The sequence below is a fragment of the Kosakonia sp. genome (assembly GCF_032104925.1).
Taxonomy (GTDB): Bacteria; Pseudomonadota; Gammaproteobacteria; order Enterobacterales; family Enterobacteriaceae; genus Kosakonia.
In genome coordinates, this window is sequence record NZ_DAMCGF010000003.1 from 100,041 (window position 1) to 116,704 (window position 16,664).

General features: G+C 52.7%; 13 protein-coding genes. All 13 read right to left on the reverse strand.

Annotated features, from left to right (window positions below; translation table 11 throughout):
* Nucleotides 1-3: 3 nt before the first annotated feature.
* The 13 genes from dcyD to RT644_RS06690 all read right to left on the reverse strand — a co-directional run bounded on the left by dcyD (nucleotide 4) and on the right by RT644_RS06690 (nucleotide 16,462).
* Nucleotides 4-990, reverse strand: a complete 987-nt coding sequence (gene dcyD, locus RT644_RS06630; RefSeq protein ID WP_269230772.1) for a D-cysteine desulfhydrase — start codon at nucleotides 988-990, stop codon at nucleotides 4-6.
* Nucleotides 991-1,099: 109 nt separating this feature from the next.
* Complete coding sequence (gene tcyJ, locus RT644_RS06635) at nucleotides 1,100-1,900, reverse strand: cystine ABC transporter substrate-binding protein (protein ID WP_017458346.1); 801 nt, start codon at nucleotides 1,898-1,900, stop codon at nucleotides 1,100-1,102.
* An 83-nt stretch (nucleotides 1,901-1,983) separates the two neighbouring features.
* A complete protein-coding gene (gene fliZ, locus RT644_RS06640; RefSeq protein ID WP_017458347.1) occupies nucleotides 1,984-2,535 on the reverse strand; it encodes a flagella biosynthesis regulatory protein FliZ in 552 nt (183 codons plus the stop codon).
* 62 nt (nucleotides 2,536-2,597) lie between these two features.
* Nucleotides 2,598-3,317, reverse strand: a complete 720-nt coding sequence (locus RT644_RS06645; protein WP_007371523.1) for an RNA polymerase sigma factor FliA — start codon at nucleotides 3,315-3,317, stop codon at nucleotides 2,598-2,600.
* A 99-nt stretch (nucleotides 3,318-3,416) separates the two neighbouring features.
* Nucleotides 3,417-3,965 (reverse strand): FkbM family methyltransferase, encoded by a 549-nt coding sequence (locus tag RT644_RS06650; protein ID WP_313626199.1) that lies wholly within the window; start codon nucleotides 3,963-3,965, stop codon nucleotides 3,417-3,419.
* A 27-nt stretch (nucleotides 3,966-3,992) separates the two neighbouring features.
* Complete coding sequence (locus RT644_RS06655; protein WP_313626200.1) at nucleotides 3,993-4,124, reverse strand: hypothetical protein; 132 nt, start codon at nucleotides 4,122-4,124, stop codon at nucleotides 3,993-3,995.
* 154 nt (nucleotides 4,125-4,278) lie between these two features.
* Nucleotides 4,279-4,413, reverse strand: coding sequence for a hypothetical protein (locus RT644_RS06660; RefSeq protein WP_313626201.1), 135 nt, complete (start codon nucleotides 4,411-4,413; stop codon nucleotides 4,279-4,281).
* 155 nt (nucleotides 4,414-4,568) lie between these two features.
* Nucleotides 4,569-5,678: a Gfo/Idh/MocA family oxidoreductase gene (locus RT644_RS06665; RefSeq protein WP_313626202.1), complete on the reverse strand. Its 1,110-nt coding sequence runs from the start codon at nucleotides 5,676-5,678 to the stop codon at nucleotides 4,569-4,571.
* Nucleotides 5,679-5,688: 10 nt separating this feature from the next.
* Nucleotides 5,689-6,861: an ATP-grasp domain-containing protein gene (locus tag RT644_RS06670; RefSeq protein WP_313626203.1), complete on the reverse strand. Its 1,173-nt coding sequence runs from the start codon at nucleotides 6,859-6,861 to the stop codon at nucleotides 5,689-5,691.
* The gene (locus RT644_RS06675; protein ID WP_313626204.1) at nucleotides 6,858-8,012 is read right to left on the reverse strand and encodes a DegT/DnrJ/EryC1/StrS family aminotransferase; all 1,155 of its coding nucleotides are present in this window, start codon (nucleotides 8,010-8,012) and stop codon (nucleotides 6,858-6,860) included. The genes RT644_RS06670 and RT644_RS06675 overlap by 4 nt, the downstream gene beginning before the upstream one ends.
* 221 nt (nucleotides 8,013-8,233) lie before the next feature.
* Nucleotides 8,234-11,677, reverse strand: coding sequence for a glycosyltransferase family 2 protein (locus RT644_RS06680; RefSeq protein ID WP_313626205.1), 3,444 nt, complete (start codon nucleotides 11,675-11,677; stop codon nucleotides 8,234-8,236).
* A gap of 47 nt (nucleotides 11,678-11,724) precedes the next feature.
* Complete coding sequence (locus RT644_RS06685; protein ID WP_313626206.1) at nucleotides 11,725-15,372, reverse strand: glycosyltransferase; 3,648 nt, start codon at nucleotides 15,370-15,372, stop codon at nucleotides 11,725-11,727.
* A 184-nt stretch (nucleotides 15,373-15,556) separates the two neighbouring features.
* Nucleotides 15,557-16,462 (reverse strand): flagellin, encoded by a 906-nt coding sequence (locus tag RT644_RS06690; RefSeq protein WP_313626207.1) that lies wholly within the window; start codon nucleotides 16,460-16,462, stop codon nucleotides 15,557-15,559.
* Nucleotides 16,463-16,664 lie beyond the last annotated feature (202 nt).

Consider the following 16,664-nt stretch of genomic DNA (forward strand, 5'->3'; position numbering starts at 1 on the left):
GAATTAAATATGGGGATGATAGGCAAACAGCGCCGGTGCGCCGCCCGTATGGATAAACAGGATTGGCCCGTTATCTTTAAAGCGATTCTGTTCAATACCATCCAGTAACCCGGCCATCGCTTTGCCGGTATAAACCGGATCGAGCAAAATGCCTTCCAGACGGGCAAGCAATTTGACCGCTTCCATTCCTTCATCATTCGGCGTGCCGTAGCCTGGCGCGAAGTAATCATCCCACAACAGAATATCGGCATTGGCCTGCAATTCGAGTTCTCGCGCAATCGCCTGTTGCAGCGTCACCACTTTCGGTTTCTGATCCGCAACGCTACGCGAAACCGTCACGCCAATCAGCTCCACCTCCGGCATCAGTTGCTCAAGCCCGACCGCCAGCCCGGCGTGCGTACCGGCACTGCCGGAAGCCACCACCACCGACGAAAGGGCCACCGCACCTTCGCATTGCCGGGCGATTTCCAGCGCACTTTCCACATACCCCATTGCGCCCAGCGCGTTTGAGCCACCAACCGGGATCACATAAGGGCGAAAACCCTGTGCTTCAACACGCGTCGCCAGTTCCTCCAGTTGCGCAGTGGGATCCGTCAGCGCATCGCACATTTCGATCTGCGCATTAAACAGATCCAGCAGCAAGCGGTTGCCATTGGTGAGGTAGTTTTCTGCTGTGGTGCCAATAGGGTTTTCTAATAGCGCAACACAGTGCAGGCCTAATTTGGCCGCCACGGCCGCCGTCTGACGAACGTGATTGGACTGAATCGCCCCGGCGGTAATCAGCGTATCAGCGCCCTCGCGCAGCGCATCCGCTGCCAGAAACTCGAGTTTGCGCAGCTTATTGCCGCCCATCGCCACCGGCGTGACATCATCGCGTTTAATAAAAATTTCTCGCCCCAGGTAATCGGAAAGCCGCGGCAAATATTCCAGCGGGGTGGGCGCACCAATCAACTCCAGGCGCGGAAAGCGGGTCACATTGTGCAAGGGCATAAAACCTCCGAAGACCGGGTAACGTTAGCAACTGCTTTTTATTATGCACACTAAAAGCGATCAAATAAAAAAGGCGCTTGATTAAGCGCCTTTTTTTAGCGGGCAACGATTACTTCGTCACATCCGCGCCAAACCATTTTTCCGACAGCGTTTTCATGGTGCCGTCTTTTTGCATTTCGGCAATGGCTGCGTCGATAGCTTTCAGCAAATCGTCATTACCTTTACGCAGCGCAACGCCGGATTCCTGACGTGAAAACGCATCCCCCGCTACCGCCAGCGTATCTTTGGTTTTCTTCACCAGATCAAGCGCGGCCAGACGATCGACCAGGATGGCATCAATACGGCCAACGCGCAGATCCTGATATTTTGTCGGGTCATCATCATAGGTGCGAATATCAACGCCCTGCACGTTCTTACGCAGCCACTCTTCATAGTTAGTGCCGAGACCCACGCCCACTTTCTTGCCTTTCAGGTCCGCGGCGGATTTGATGCCCGCTTCGTTCCCTTTTTTCACCAGCGCCTGGATACCAGAAACGGTATAGGGCGTGGAGAAATCATACTTTTTCTTGCGCTCATCGGAGATGGTGACCTGGTTAATCACCACGTCGATGCGTTTAGAATCCAGCGATGCCAGCATGCCGTCCCATTTGGTGGGTTTCAGGGATGCTTTTACGCCAAGATGCTGCGCCAACGCTTCGGCGAACTCCACTTCAAAACCAGTAAGCTTGCCGTCGTCGCCCTGGAAACTAAACGGCGGATACGTGCCTTCCAGACCCACCAACAGCGTGCCACGCTCTTTGACTTTATTGAGCAGGTTTTCCGCCGCGAATGTTTTCACGCTCATACCTGCTACCAGCGCGACGGCCATCACACCCATCAGCGCCTGACGTCCCAAAAGTGCTAGTTTCATAGTTACCCCGATAAAGAAATTGGCTGTAGTGTAAGGTGCCTGACGCTAAGTACAAGCACAACTCGGCTACATCTTATTCCTTTTTAATATAAATCAGATGTTGCACCTACAGCGATTTTTTGCACGGAGGCAAAACGCATCTGGGTTTTAAACTGCGCATATTTGCGCAAGGCAATCCGATAATTATTGGTGCTGGTCGCAGGTAACCACGGTTCCAGATTTTCGTCGAGGAACCCTTCTTCAAGCAGCTGTCGGGAAATATTAAGTTCAGTGAGATGGTTGCCGAGGCGGCGCAAACGCACGACATACTCGCGCACCGTACCGTGGCTCATTTCGGTTTGTTCGAAGAGATATTGTTTAAAACCGATGATATCGAAGAAATCGCTCTGCTCTTTGCAGTGCAGATCGCCGCAAAAACGACAGAGTGCGACCCACTCTTTTTGCTCTTGTTGCCAGGCCGCTTCATCCAACAGCATATCCAGACGCGAAATCGCGATTTTATTCACGATTTCGCCCCGGCGTACCAGCGTGATGCGATCAAGCAGCTTGTGGCAGTGTGCGCAATGCGTCTGGCTGTGTTTAAAGTCTTTAAGGTAGCGGCTTAGAGGCCGTCTTTTAGGTTGCTGCACCGTCATGATAACTCCTGGTTGTCAATGCGTTGTACGGCATTTACCAGGAGTGATGCAGAATCACTGACCTATAACTTACCCAGCTTGGTACGTAAGCGCTTAATGGCCTGGCTATGGAGCTGGCTGACTCGCGATTCCCCGACTTCCAGAACGGCGCCAATCTCTTTCAGATTGAGTTCTTCCTGGTAGTACAGTGTCAGGACAAGTTGTTCACGTTCCGGCAGCGATTCAATCGCTTCCATGACCCGGTGACGTAAATTACTTTCCATTAACTGGAATAACGGGTTTTCCTGTTGATGATCGTCAGTGACCAGCTCGATACTGTCGCCATGCTCTTCCCGCCATTCATCATAGGAGAAAAGCTGGCTGTTATTGGTATCGAGCAGCATCTGACGGTATTCCTCTACAGGAATTCCAAGACGCTGCGACACTTCTGTTTCCGTCGCGTTACGTCCCAGTTCTTGCTCAAGTTGCCCCATTGCCTGCGCCACTTCGCGGGCATTACGCCGAACGCTGCGCGGCACCCAATCGCGGCTGCGCAATTCGTCCAGCATCGCCCCACGAATACGCTGTACTGCGTAAGTGGTAAATGCCGTTCCTTGCAGAGCGTCATATCGGTCTACTGCATTCAGTAAACCGATACCGCCCGCCTGTAGCAGGTCGTCCAGTTCCACACTCGCCGGCAAACGCACCTGCAGGCGCAATGCTTCGTGACGCACAAGAGGTACATAACGCTGCCACAGCGAGTGTTTATCCATTACACCTTCAGCGGTATAGAGTGAATTCACGATAAACAGCCCTGCGTTAATTGAGTTATCGGCACGATTATCCGATTCTGGAGTGATTTTAATCGGATGAATAGTGGGTGAAATGGGGGTTATTTGACTTTATTGAACCATTCTTCCGGCTGGTAATGCATATAACATGAGCTCAAAAGCCTGCGCCGGATGATACCCGCACAAATAAAAGCGATAATTATCTGACAGTTCACGAAAGTATTGCGGCATCGACAGCAAATCTTCCGGCTTGTGATACAAGCTAATAGTCAGAACAGGCAAAGATGCACAAATGGTATGTTGCTCACCTTTTAGCACTTCCAGTTCCGCCCCCTCAATATTCCTTTTAATAAATGTAGCGTAATTCGAGTCTTCAAGGGCATTATCAATGCTGACCACATCAATGGCGGTGTTATCTTCCCCTTCGCTTAAACGAGACGGGGTATCCATTCCGGAATCAAAGCGTGAAGTGGTATTTTCCAACCAGGCACCTTTGTTGATGGTTTTCAGTTCAATATCACCACGCCGTAATAAAGCGAAGTGTTTCTCTTCCGCTTCAAAAGCGAGGATTGTTGCCGGTTTGTTCACACCCTGCTTCTGCGCAGCTTTCTGGAATGCTACCACGCTGTCACCGTCGTAAGCGTCGCAATCGATATACACTTCGTTATCCTGTAAACGCACCAGATCTTATGCCAGATAGTGGCTAAGATCGAAATATTTACCGTAGTACAAGCTGCGCGCGCAAATACGTTGATTAATAAACGCCACCAGCGTTTCTTTTGTGCGCTCATCGCCTAAGGAGTTATAAAATTCGATCAAAACGGTTTCATTTTCCTGACAAAAATTTGGCTACATAGCGCGTATCGGTATTCACGCCAATAAAAGCATGCCCGAAGAGCAATATGCTTTCGGCGTTGTTTACGAGCATCGCTTCTAATTCAGCGCCCGCATACTGGATAGCCAGAATGTAATTTTAGGTGCTGTCTTGTCGGGCCAGTTGGTCTAAATTGATGATATCGTAACCGTAAAAGATTGAACCTTCGGTAAAATATTTCTCATTGACCGCGACATACCCACCTTCACATTCTGGCTGGTCAAAAACATCCATGTTGTTTGCCCTAAATAACCAGCACCGCATAATACCAACGGACGACCATTGTTCTGCATTTCGTCGATCGTATCGAGAAAATGGTTTCTGGACTCGCTAATTTTTCAAGGATAGACATATCTACCTCGAGACTCATTCAGAACACTAAGTGGCGATCACAGTATGATTTTTTGTTGCGCTAATGCGCTTTTGTTGGCGTTTTCAAGGAAAGCTAATCCTTTTAAAGCCACCTGCGAGCCAATAGCATAACTATTCGCTTCGCCGCGTAATGCTGCCGCAATATCACAATAATAGTTCGCGAAGGCTTCAATAAACCCGGCGGGATGGCCTGCTTTAAAGCGGCAGTACCGCTCCTGGTTCGCCACCGTGTTGTCACTCGCCGTGCGGTCAATAATGCTAACGTTGCCGTGGATATCCGCGATACGTAAATACTCGGGCTCCATTTGCAGCCATTCCGCGCTGCCTTCTGTGCCGTACACCCTGATCCGCAAACCGTTGCGATAACCCAGCGCTGCCTTGCCATACCAGTAGTTGCACACCACATCATCGCTATAACGTGAGACGATATTGACCGTGTCCACGACGCCCGGCACACGGGCAAAGGTACTGTTAACGGCATAGACATCCAGCGCATGTTTCTCGGTGAGGAATTCCACCAGCTGATGGACATGTACGCCAAGATCCAGCGATACCGTCGGGATCGCGTTATCCGTGCGCCGCCAGGTTTGCGGCAACGCGATGCTACCGTCGCTGCGACAGCGGCTGAAACCCTCTTGCGGCATCTCAACCATCACGTGCTGAATTCGGCCCAGCGCGCCGCTTTGCAAACGCTGGCGTAATTCGCGCACCATCGGATAACCGGTATAGTTGAACGTCACGTAGAGCTGGCTATTCACCTCGTCAACGCGCTGCTGAATGTCTTCAGCATCCTTGACGCTCGCCACTAACGCTTTTTCGCAAATGATCGGCAGCGGATATTCCAGACACGCCATCAGAATTTCGCGGTGCGCGGGCGTGGGCGTTAGCACCACCACCGCATCCAGATGCGCGTGCTCTTTCTCAAGCAGTGTCAACGCATCCTGGTAAATCTTGCTCTCATCAAGCCCCCAGGCCATGCCGGTTTGCCGATTCAGGGCGTCATCCCGGCTGAAACAGCCGGCGGATAACTGGAAATGTCCATCCATCTGGCTGGCGATTTTATGGGTCATACCGATGGCGGAATTAAGGCCGCCGCCGATAAATGCCAGGGATAAGGGCTTAGCCATAATCCGGTCCTTACGTCGTTTTAAAAGAAAAATAGTTTTTAAGCTGCGGCGTCAGACGCGCCAGTTCAGCAACATCATCAAATTCGGCGAATACCAACCCTGCCCTGTCACGCGGCGCGGGCTCCAGCCGATCGCCTGGCAATTTCAGCGGAATAGTTTCGATAATGCGTGCTGCCAGCGGCGCAAAAAGGTAGCCGGTAAAATGGGTATCGACATCGCTGGAAATAGTGTGCCGCGCAATAGCGCGAAGATGCGCAGGTCGCCGCGCTGAAAACGCCGTGGCGTGCTGGTAACCCAGGAACGGGGCAACAAACTCGCTGGAGTAATCAACGCCGGTTGAAAGCTCAATCAAACGGGAATAGAGATCGCCCGGGCAGCGCCGGGTAAGTTCGATAAGCCAGAAATCATCGTCATTGGCTATAAACTGGGTGTGCAGCAAACCGTCGACCAGTTGAAGCTGGCGCACCAGGGTTTGCATACATTCGCTAACGCGGTCTCGCATGCTTTCCGTCAGGGAAAGACTCAAGCTGCTACTGTTGACCTGCCAGGGGTAGACGGTGCAGAACTCATCGACGAAAAATTCGCAGACAATCTCCCCGCCACGGATAAACGCAGAGTGGCTGTACAGCGCGCCCTGGCAAAAGGTTTCAATCACGCACTCGCCGTTTTGCGAAGCGCTACGTGCTTTTGCCACGGCATCGTTGAGTTCTGCGGCCTGCTGCACCAGGGTAATGCCGATGCCGCTATAGGCATCAATCGGTTTTACCAGCAACGGAAACGGGAGATGGCGCGCATCTTCAGCACGTCTTACCGCACGCGGTATTGGATAGCCCTGTTGCTCTGCCCAGGCGCGGAAGCGATCTTTAAGAAAAAGCGTGTCGCTGACATCCGGCGTGTCAAAACCAGGCAAGCCCAGTTCGGCGGCAACGCGGCTCCCCGTCAGGTACGAGACATCGGTCACACCAGGCGTAATGGCCGCAATATTGTGTTCGCGGGCAATCGCTAACACCGCATCGCAATCGGCGTAATTCTGGACTTTGGCAATATCCGCCGATTTCATTCCCGCATCGTGCGGCTTACCGCTACACACCAGCGTGGTGAAGCCCGCCGTTTTGATTGCCCGTTGTAAAGGCAACGAGGCAAATCCCGCATCGAGGATCATCGCAGTGCGCATAGCCGTCATGCGCCCTCCAGCGAAATCACCGCCGCACCGGGTGTCACGGTTGCGGCGACACCGCGAATGATGTCAGTGATACGCTGTTGATCTTCGCGCGTCAGCCCCGGATAAATCGGTAAGCACAGCACTTTGTCAGCGATAGCATTTGCGCACGGCAAATTCTCTTTCTGCGAGGAAGCAAACCCGCGATACATACTGAAAGAGCTAATCAGCGGGTAGAAATAGCGACGCGTTAAAATGCCGGCATTTTTCAGCACGTCATAAAGCGAATCGCGATCGATGCCGAACTCCGGTTCAATCAAAACCGGGAAGTAAGCATGGTTCCAGGTCACATCAGCAGGCACATCCAGCAGACGAACGCCGTCGATCCCCTGCAATAATTCCACATAATGCTGGTAAAGCGCCTGGCGATCGGCCAGCGCCTGATCGATATGTTTAAGCTGTAACAAGCCAAATGCCGCTTCAACTTCGTTCATTTTGGCATTGATACCAGGCGCAACAACGCGCGTTTCCCCGGCAAAACCGAAATTTTTCAAATAATCGATACGCTGCTTGGTCCGCGCATCGTGGCAAATAATCGCGCCGCCTTCGAAGGTGTTAAACACTTTCGTTGCGTGGAAACTCAGCACCGACAAATCCCCGTGATTCAAAATACTGACGCCATTTTTCTTCACGCCAAACGCGTGCGCCGCGTCATAAATCACTTTCAGGCCGTAGATATCCGCGACCTGCTGGATTTTGTCCACATCGCAGGGAATGCCGTAGCAGTGAACCGGCATAATCGCCGTGGTCTGCGGGGTGATCAGCTCTTCGACACGCTCAGGATTGATATTGTAAGTTTGCGGATCGATGTCGGCGAAAACCGGCGTCAGACCATTCCATAACAGGGTATGGGAGGTGGCAACAAAGGAGTAAGGCGTGGTGATGACCTCGCCGGTAACGCGGAGCGCCTGCAGTGCGGTGAGCAGCGCCAGCGTGCCGTTTGCGAACAGGCAGACATGTTTCACGCCCAGGTAACTTGCCAGCGCCTCTTCAAGTTCCTGATGAAAAACACCGCCATTAGTAAGGATCCGGTTGTTCCAGATCTTCTCAAGGTAAGGAATAAACTCTTCCAGCGGTGGCAAAAGAGGGCTGGTAACAAAGATATTATTGTCCATAGACAAACCTGCGCGCGTAGGAATTATCTGTTCATCATAACGACGCGCCTGGCGAGCTATCGGTGAAACAGGGGGCATTTTGTTATGCTTTTCCCCCCGGTGCTAAAGGTAAACTGGCCGGGTCTGCGCAGGCGGCGGGAAAATGGCAGGGCTTACGTAATCCCCTGTCAGCAAAAAACCCGGTAATGCCGCACTACCGGGTTTCATTGCCGCAAAATTACCTATTGTTTCAGCATGGCGAGCAGCGCTTGTTGGCGCGGTTCATCAAAGAGATAGCGATCTGTTAGCAAGTTGTTGATTTGCTCTTGATTCTCGCAGAGCGGATTGCCTTTGGCGGCAAAATCGTCGATGGCCTGCGTCCACAGCGCCATTTTAGGTTTCAGTTTCGTCACGAAGTCATACTCGCTGAAACAAGGGAAATCACTGCAAATAACGGTGATATTTCGTGCGGCGTACTGCAACACGGCATAACTATCCGCAAACCGATGCTCATGGTTATTATCGCGGAACAAAATCACCGCATCCGGGCTCAGCGCATCCAGCGTCTCCACCGAGACAGGATTAGCATGGTATCTGAAGGTGCCCTTCACCAGCGGGTACCAGCTGGCTGGACACTCGCCAAAAATATACCAGTCAACAATGTGATGCGTTTTTTCTATCAGCTGAAAGATAAAGTCCCGCTCTTTCCCGGTGAGAGAAAAGACAGGGCATAACACGCGCCGCGGAGCATTCACCGCAACGGCATTCCCCTGTGAAAACCATTCCTGCGGGAGGTAATCAGGGATTCGCAAAACGTCCAGCCCTTTGCCGCGCCCCCATTTTTCCAGCGCGGAATTTAATACCAGCCAGCGATCAAATGGCAGAGGTTGGCTATTCTGGCGTGCAATCAGCGGCTCGGCATTTTCATCGAAAAGACAATGCACAACCTGCCCCGTCATCGCGCGAAACTGCGTAACGGTGCTGATATCACTTTCACTAAACTGAGCATCCAAAATGGTGATGGCGGGACGCGTTCTGAGTAACGCGGGTAGCGCAGGCAACGCATCGTTGATAACAAGCGCGATCTCGCCGGCTTCTTCCATCACGCGGAAATAGTGCGTTAAGCGTTTTGTATAAATGGTCTGCGAACGCAAAACCAGCAATACCACCGGCGTGTGCGCCAGGCTTGCACAACAGCGGTTTTGTATAACGCTGGCGTCCAGCGTAAAGAGTGGCGAACTCAGCGACAAAGAGTTGCTATACGCGGGATCGCCTGCAAATACCGCGCTGAAGTCTTCCATCAGCACGGTCATTTGCGGTAGCAGTGATTGTCGGTACTCACTCTGCATAAAGTGATAATTGTCCGAGGCAATGATGCTGTACGGCGTCCAGACAGAGACGTAACCCATTTTTTGCACAGCCAGACAAAACGCCGCCGAACTCACTTCAAGCGACGTGTATTTTTCATCCAGCCCGCCTGCCTGCGTGAAACACTCTTTTTTGACAAGCAAACACAGGCTATTGAGCACGGAGTAATTTTGTTCACACTGATAGCGAGCCTGATAACCGAAAGATTGCCAGTCTTCTCCAGCGCCGACATTCGCGATGCCATTATCCGCGCCAACAATCATCCCTGCGCTGATGAGCTTTTTATCAAAGCTAATGATCTTCGGCCCGCTACACGCCACTTCCGGACGCACTATCGGATTGAGTAAGGTGTTTAACCAGCTTTTTAAGACGAAAACCGATCTTACGTCTAATAACAATAAAGACGCGCCCGCCGCGTGTGACGCAGCAATATTTACCGCCTGCACCTCACTGCAGTTATTCAGCTCAAACACCTGAACCTTGCCGGGTAATAGTTTTTCAACTTCCCGCGCGGTCTGCAAAACAATTGGGTCGGTGGTGTTTATCACGGGGATAATAACGTCGTAATCATGCCAGTCGGTGTTATCCACCAGCGACGCGATACAGCGCGTCATTAAATTAGCATCATGATTATGGGTTAAGACAACACTCACCCGCCCCGTATTATTCAGTGGGTAATGGATCCGCCACGCGACACCGTCGCAATACTCCACATGATCTACCGGCAAATTACGCTGCGCGGCGAAAGTCCCGACAATGCCGCCCTCTGTCTCAATGCTTGCCGGAGTGAGCATTTTCTCGTCAACAATATTGACGATATCCGCATAATGACCAATCGCGGCGGTGTCATAACGGGCAATTAATTTTGTGATGAGATCGAATTCAAAAGCCAGCCCGGCGTGAGGGTCCCAGCCACCGCATTCCAGCCATGCCGATGCGCGAAAGAAAACCCGTTGCAAATAACGGGATGGCGCACTGACAAAGAGATCAAGATTAAATTCTGGCTTGAAAAAATGCATCACCGAATCCGCATGCTTCACGGCTTCATCAGCATAAATAGCCTGTGCAGCGGAGCGCTGTTGCAGTGTTCGGGCTAAACGATACACGCTGTCATGCCTGTAGGCCACACCGGCAGGAACCACCTGTAACCAGTCGACAGAAGTGGTCTGAACCAGGCTGGCAAAATTGTGCTGGTAATGCTGAAAATCGACAACCGAGAGGGTGTTATCCGTTGCGTCGTGATGCGCGCCATCCTGCACGAGCAGAATGCGGGCATTCGGCAAATTGCCTAATTGTCCACGTAAAGAATCCACGGTGAGATTGACAGCGGCGCTGTCGCCGTGCGGATTGAGAATAACGAACAGCAACGCCAGTGAAGAGCGCGTATCACTGCGTTTTCCCGTCACGCTATTTTCAAGCCAACCCTGAAACGTATTGCGGTAAAGTTGTTGTGCTTTTTCTTGTGCTTTACGTTGTGTTTTTTCTATGAAGTTTCTGAATTGCACCAGCGATATTTCGCGTCTCAGCAATAATTGCTCGCGCGGCCTGTGCAGGTTTTCGCGCGCGTGTTCGATAGCTTCCGGGGTATTCACCAGCGTAAAACCGGCATTGCCGTTGTCGCGTATCGTTTGTTCACTTATTGCGTAGTTTTCGTAACCTGGGGCAATCAGCCCAACGACCGGGCAACCACATAAGTTAGCCAGCAGACAGGTCCCGGAAGATTCATAGCTATATAATACGCGCCCGCGTTTGAGAACTTTTGCCAGGTCTTCGAGCGGCAGCGGGTTTTGCATACTCAATACCGTCAGATTTTTCGGCAGTTTGTCATATTCGATAACGCTGGGAGGTAGGCGGTTAATATAGAGTAAGTCCAGATCTTTATGAGGATTATCATCCTGGAACAGCTCAAGGTCGTAATTATCAATATTTAACAGCGCTGGTTGATACTCTTTGTCGGCGAATTCGTCGCGATACCAGAAAAACAGATCGTCAGGCGAAAAATCGAGGCGATTGCCATTCATCACCCCTTCTCTGTTGAGCATATAGCGCACTACCACCGGCGCGCGCAGCGGGTTGCCGCTCGTCACTTCCGGGTAAACCGCAATCCACGGCTCACCTGAGCTCTGTAATTGCGCATAATCGTCTTCCGTAAGACGCGGCGTATTCCATTTTGGGTTAACCGTCCCGCCCACAATCCACGCTTTTCCGCCTGAATTATTGATTGTCTGGCAAAAATAGTGCAGCACTTGTATTCCGGCCGACGCCTCCGAGTAATCGGGTGCCACAATCAGATAGGGGTACTGAGCGAGGTTATTCATCGATATTCCTTGAACGTTTGCCAGGCCCGCCGGCCTGGCAGAGAAAATTATGCTTTCGGTAACCAGCCCTGCTGCCAGTCATCCAGGCCTGCGCCGCGCAAATACCAGTTATTCAGTACCGCTTCACGCAGCGCATCGCCCTGCCGGTGACGTAAATCGGCATCGTTGATATAGGCCTGAACCGCATTCATCCAGTCTTTGAAGCGGTTTTCCACCAGCGTCACCGGCAGATCGCAACGGTAAGGCACGATGTCGGTGGCAATGATCGGTACACCGCAGGTGCCGATCTCCAGCAGACGCAGGTTGCTCTTACATTCGTTGAACTGATTAATTTCCAGCGGCACTAATGCCAGGTCGAGATTGAGGCTGGCCAGTTTTTCCGGGTACATTTCAAACGGCACCCCAGGGTGGAATTCACAGCGGACATTGCGTGGTTTCATGCCCATAAAGACCCATTCCACCTTCCCTTCCAGCGCTTTAATCAGCGGCAATAAGATCTCCAGATCACCGGTATGAGAACTGCCGCCAGCCCAGCCAACGCGCACTTTTTTGCCCGTGCCACGCTCGCTCAACAGATGTTCCCACTGGTTCGGCGCAAGACGGTTTTGCGCAATACGGATGTCGCTATGGAAACGGCTGTAGGCGTCCGCCAGCGGCGCGGTGGAAACCACCAGCCAGTCGGCGCTGTCGACGACTTTGCGAAAATTCTTCACCATTTGCTGCGGGAAGTGCTGACGAGAACCATTTTTGATCGGCACATTAAGCAGGTAGTCATCATATTCGAGCACGATTTTGGCATTACTGGTGCTGCGTAACTGCTCAATAATCTGCGGAAAACGGCTGCCGGTAATCAGCTCCAGCAAAATCACATCCGGCTGCTGCGCGGCAGCTTCCATCACGCCAGGTATGGTATTGGTCAGGCCGCCTTCAATCATCAAGTGACGTTCCAGCGCTTTGAAGGGTTGCATCACCCGGTGGTGTCCGCCGCCGACCCAGTTAACATGGTGCGCCAGCACCACCGGCAGCGGCCGACCCGGCAACGGCTGATGCAGGCGCGCCAGGCTCGCGCTGAGCGTGAACGCCTGCCCTGCTTTTTGCATTAACGGATGGTATGACGGTTCTGCCAGCAGCCCTTGCCGCCATTCATTACGCAGCGTGGCAAAATCCGTCAGTAACGGGCGCTCCTGCACATGGAACTTATCGCCCAGTAAACGAGTGGCACCGCCCATATGTTTCACGCGGGCATATGGTGTCCAGACATTGAGATAGCCTTGCTGCTGCGCGCGTAACCCAAGATCGACATCGGCAAAATAGAGCGGATAGGTTTCCTGGTTAAAACCGTTGAGGGCGAAAAAGACCTCTTTGCGCACCATCATGCAGGAAGCGCTTACCGCCGCCAGGTTACGCGGCGTTTTCAGATAGTGCTGGAAACCGTTGCTTTCGCCGTCGACACCGTCAAACGCCACCTCAACACCATGCTGCACGCCGAGCAAAAAGCCGCCGTGCTGAATACGACCATCCTGATATTCCAGACGCGCGCCAACCAGCCCCACTTCCGGGCGTAGCGTCTGCTCCAGCAAGGCATCCAGCCAGCCGCCATCAATAATTTCACAATCATTATTGAGAAAAACCAGCACCTCACCGCGCGCCTGTTGCGCCGCAGCGTTGTTGATTTCAGCAAAATTAAACGGCGCGTCGTAGCGCAAAATGCGCACCTGATCGATACCCAGCGCCGCCAGATCATTGAGAAAACGGCAGGCATCCTCTTCCACCGACTGGTTATCAACAATTAACAGCTCATAGTGCTGATAACGCGTTTTCTCCATCAAACTTTCAATACAGCGTTTGAGCAGGGCAACGCGATCGCGGGTTGGAATAATGACCGACACCAGCGGCTTTGCGTCCCAGTGGTAGCGCAGGCGTTTGATGTTCGCCGCTAACCCCTCTTCCAGCGAGGCCTGAATGCCAAGCCGTTGCAGGTGCGCCAGTAAAATCTGTTCGCATTCGGCCACCACCGCCGGATTTTCGCTCCAGCACGACGCCGCTTCCGGGCTCTCTACCAGCACTTCGGCAACGCGGCCCAACGCCGGTGTTCCCTGCCCTTCAACAAAGCGCCACAGCAAGTCGATCATTGCCGCCTGCGGATAGTGGCTGTTCAGGCCACCGAGCTCGCGGGCAATATCACGCGAAAAAAGCAGAACGCGCCCGACATACTGCACGCCGCGCAGCAGGTCAATATTGACATCAGGACGCAGCGTCAGGAGTGGTTCGCCGTTTTCCGCGCGCGTCATTTCATCGCAATAAAACAGCCATGCATTTTGTTGCTGCATCCGTTGTTCGGCAAAGCGTAACAACGCATCATCCCGCAATGTAAAACCAGCGGGGATCAGTAACAGCGCATCGGCATCTCGCGTGCTCAGCAGCGCATTTACTGCCGCAGGCCAGGCGTTATCGTCGGCAATGACATCAATGCTGGCGGCAGCCAGCGACTGGCTTTCCACGGAGCTTCTGGTCTGCGCGCTGCGGTCGTTATCGCCAAGGATAACCACGCCGATACTGGCTTTGTCAGGGTTTGCGCCAGCGAAAGAGAGCAGCGCTTCGCGGCGCGCATCGCTAATCTGGCGATCTTCGAGCCAGCGGCTGAAGGAGTACTCGCTGGTCTGCTGCTGCGCCAGCACCGCTTTACTGTGGAAGTTCAGCGTATAGCGTGCTTTGTTATCCAGCTGGCGGGATTTTTCCACCAACGGCAGCGAAAAAATTGCCTCCAGCGCGGTATCCAGCGTCCATTTACTGACAAAAGTCGCACGCTGCGCCAGCGCCCACTCGCGTGCGCTGGCATAACCGCTTTGCAGCAGCTCCACCCATTCATTGGCGTCCGGGCAGTTGTGCAGCGTCACCGCGCAGAAATGATCGGCTTCATGACGCGCCAGGTTATCGGCATTCAGATAACCTTCAACGTAACCTTCGTTAACCAGGAACAGCGGGATCCCAAGCGTCAGCGCCTTCGCCACGCTTTCGTCATTACCGATGATCACGTCATACTGTTCCAGCCATGCGGGTTCGAGGCGTTGTACCTGCTGGCTAAGATCGAACCACTCGATCTGGATGCCCGCCTCCCTCGCCTGCTGCTGAACTTCATACATTTCCGCCGACATTTTGCCCGCCATATAAAGTACGCGGGACAAGGTTTGCGCGTCGCGCGTGCGGGTAAATGCGCCAAAACTGGCCGGTACTGACCACGGCAGATGTTTGAGCTGCGCGCTCTCCACACCAGTTTGTAGCAAGATGGCCGAAGTGCGGGCGGAGAGATCCAGCGTCAGCGCGGCAAACTGGTTTTCCAGCGCCACGCCCCACGGCAAGTAGAGATCGTTGTAATCGCTGAAATGGCGGAAAATCATCGCGCCGTCGAGTTTCCCGGCTTCGATGGCATCAAGTAACTTTTCGCTAAAGAAGCCGCGATAGATCCAGATGGCGTTGTAATAGGTTTCCAGCGCCCCCTGCTTTTCGGTGATGACAGTAAAACGCCCTGTCGCGCTCAGGCGTGCGATTTCACTCGCTAACTTCTGCCCGGCGGTTGAGCTAATGACATCCACGCGCCAGCCTTTGGCCAGCAAGGCGTCCGCAATATCGATAAGTTCAGAGGTATGGGGGGTAAACGCGTCAAATTGATCAACGCTGATTAGTATGCTTTGCATCTGTCATCCTCATATCACCGCGCAAGCCACCGGGGTGATAGCAAAAGGCGTTCCTGTCGTTATGCAATATTCTGGAGGACGAAAGAAAGATCGAGAGGCAAAACAGCTAACAGAAAAGGTGTTATATCTGGCGATTGCAGATAAAAAAAGGCATCCGAAGATGCCTTTTTTAAGCGGTTGCGAATTAACGCAGCAGGGACAGCATGGTCTGCGGAACCTGGTTGGCCTGGGCCAGCACGGAAGAACCAGCCTGCTGCAGGATCTGCGCGCGGGACATGTTCGACACTTCAGTTGCGTAGTCAGAATCCTGAATACGGCTGCGTGCGGAAGACAGGTTGTTCACGGTGTTGTTCAGGTTGGTGATGGTGGATTCGAAACGGTTCTGGGACGCACCCAGCAGGCTGCGCTGAGTGTCAACCGCTTTGATTGCCGCATCGATATCTGCCAGCGGGCTACCGTTGGTCACACCGCCGCTGCTTACCGTACCGCTCAGAACGTCGAAACCTTCAGCAGCGGTAGAACGTGCAGTACCGTTGATGGTCTGGCCGGTAGTCTGGGACGTTGCGCCAGAAGCGTTGAACAGGTTGTACGCGTTGGAAGAGGTCAGGCTGATGGAGATCTGCTCGCCGTCTTTCGCGCCAACCTGGAAGTTGTAGCTGCTGGTGCCGGAACCGGTGTTCAGCACTTTGATGCCGTTGAAGTCGGTCTGGGTGGTAACACGGTTAACTTCTTCCATACGCTGGTTAACTTCAGCCTGGATGGAGTCGATGTCAGAGGCAGAGTTGGAGCTGTTCTGCGCCTGAACGGTCAGGTCACGGATACGCTGCAGGTTGTTGTTGATTTCGCCCAGCGCGCCTTCAGCGGTCTGCGCCAGAGAGATACCGTCGTTCGCGTTACGTGCAGCAACGGTCAGACCGTTGATGTTGGAAGTAAAACGGTTAGCAATTGCCTGGCCAGCCGCATCATCTTTTGCACTGTTGATACGCAGACCGGAAGAGAGACGCTCGATCGAGGTGCCCAGAGAAGACTGAGATTTAGTCAGGTTGTTCTGGGTCATCAGCGACAGGGTGTTAGTATTAATAACAGCCATGATAATTATCCTTCAGTGAGAAATTTATATTCCGGTATGGGCCAGCGGCTTCATCACCGTCATAATTGTTATCGACGACCTTGTAGAACTCTTTAGTAATTTTTCTATTTTTTGAGCAATTTTCGTCGAAAATATGCGCAAATCACAAAATAAAAAAGCGCCGACAAGCGGCGCTTTCTGATACTGCATAATTTGCGATTAA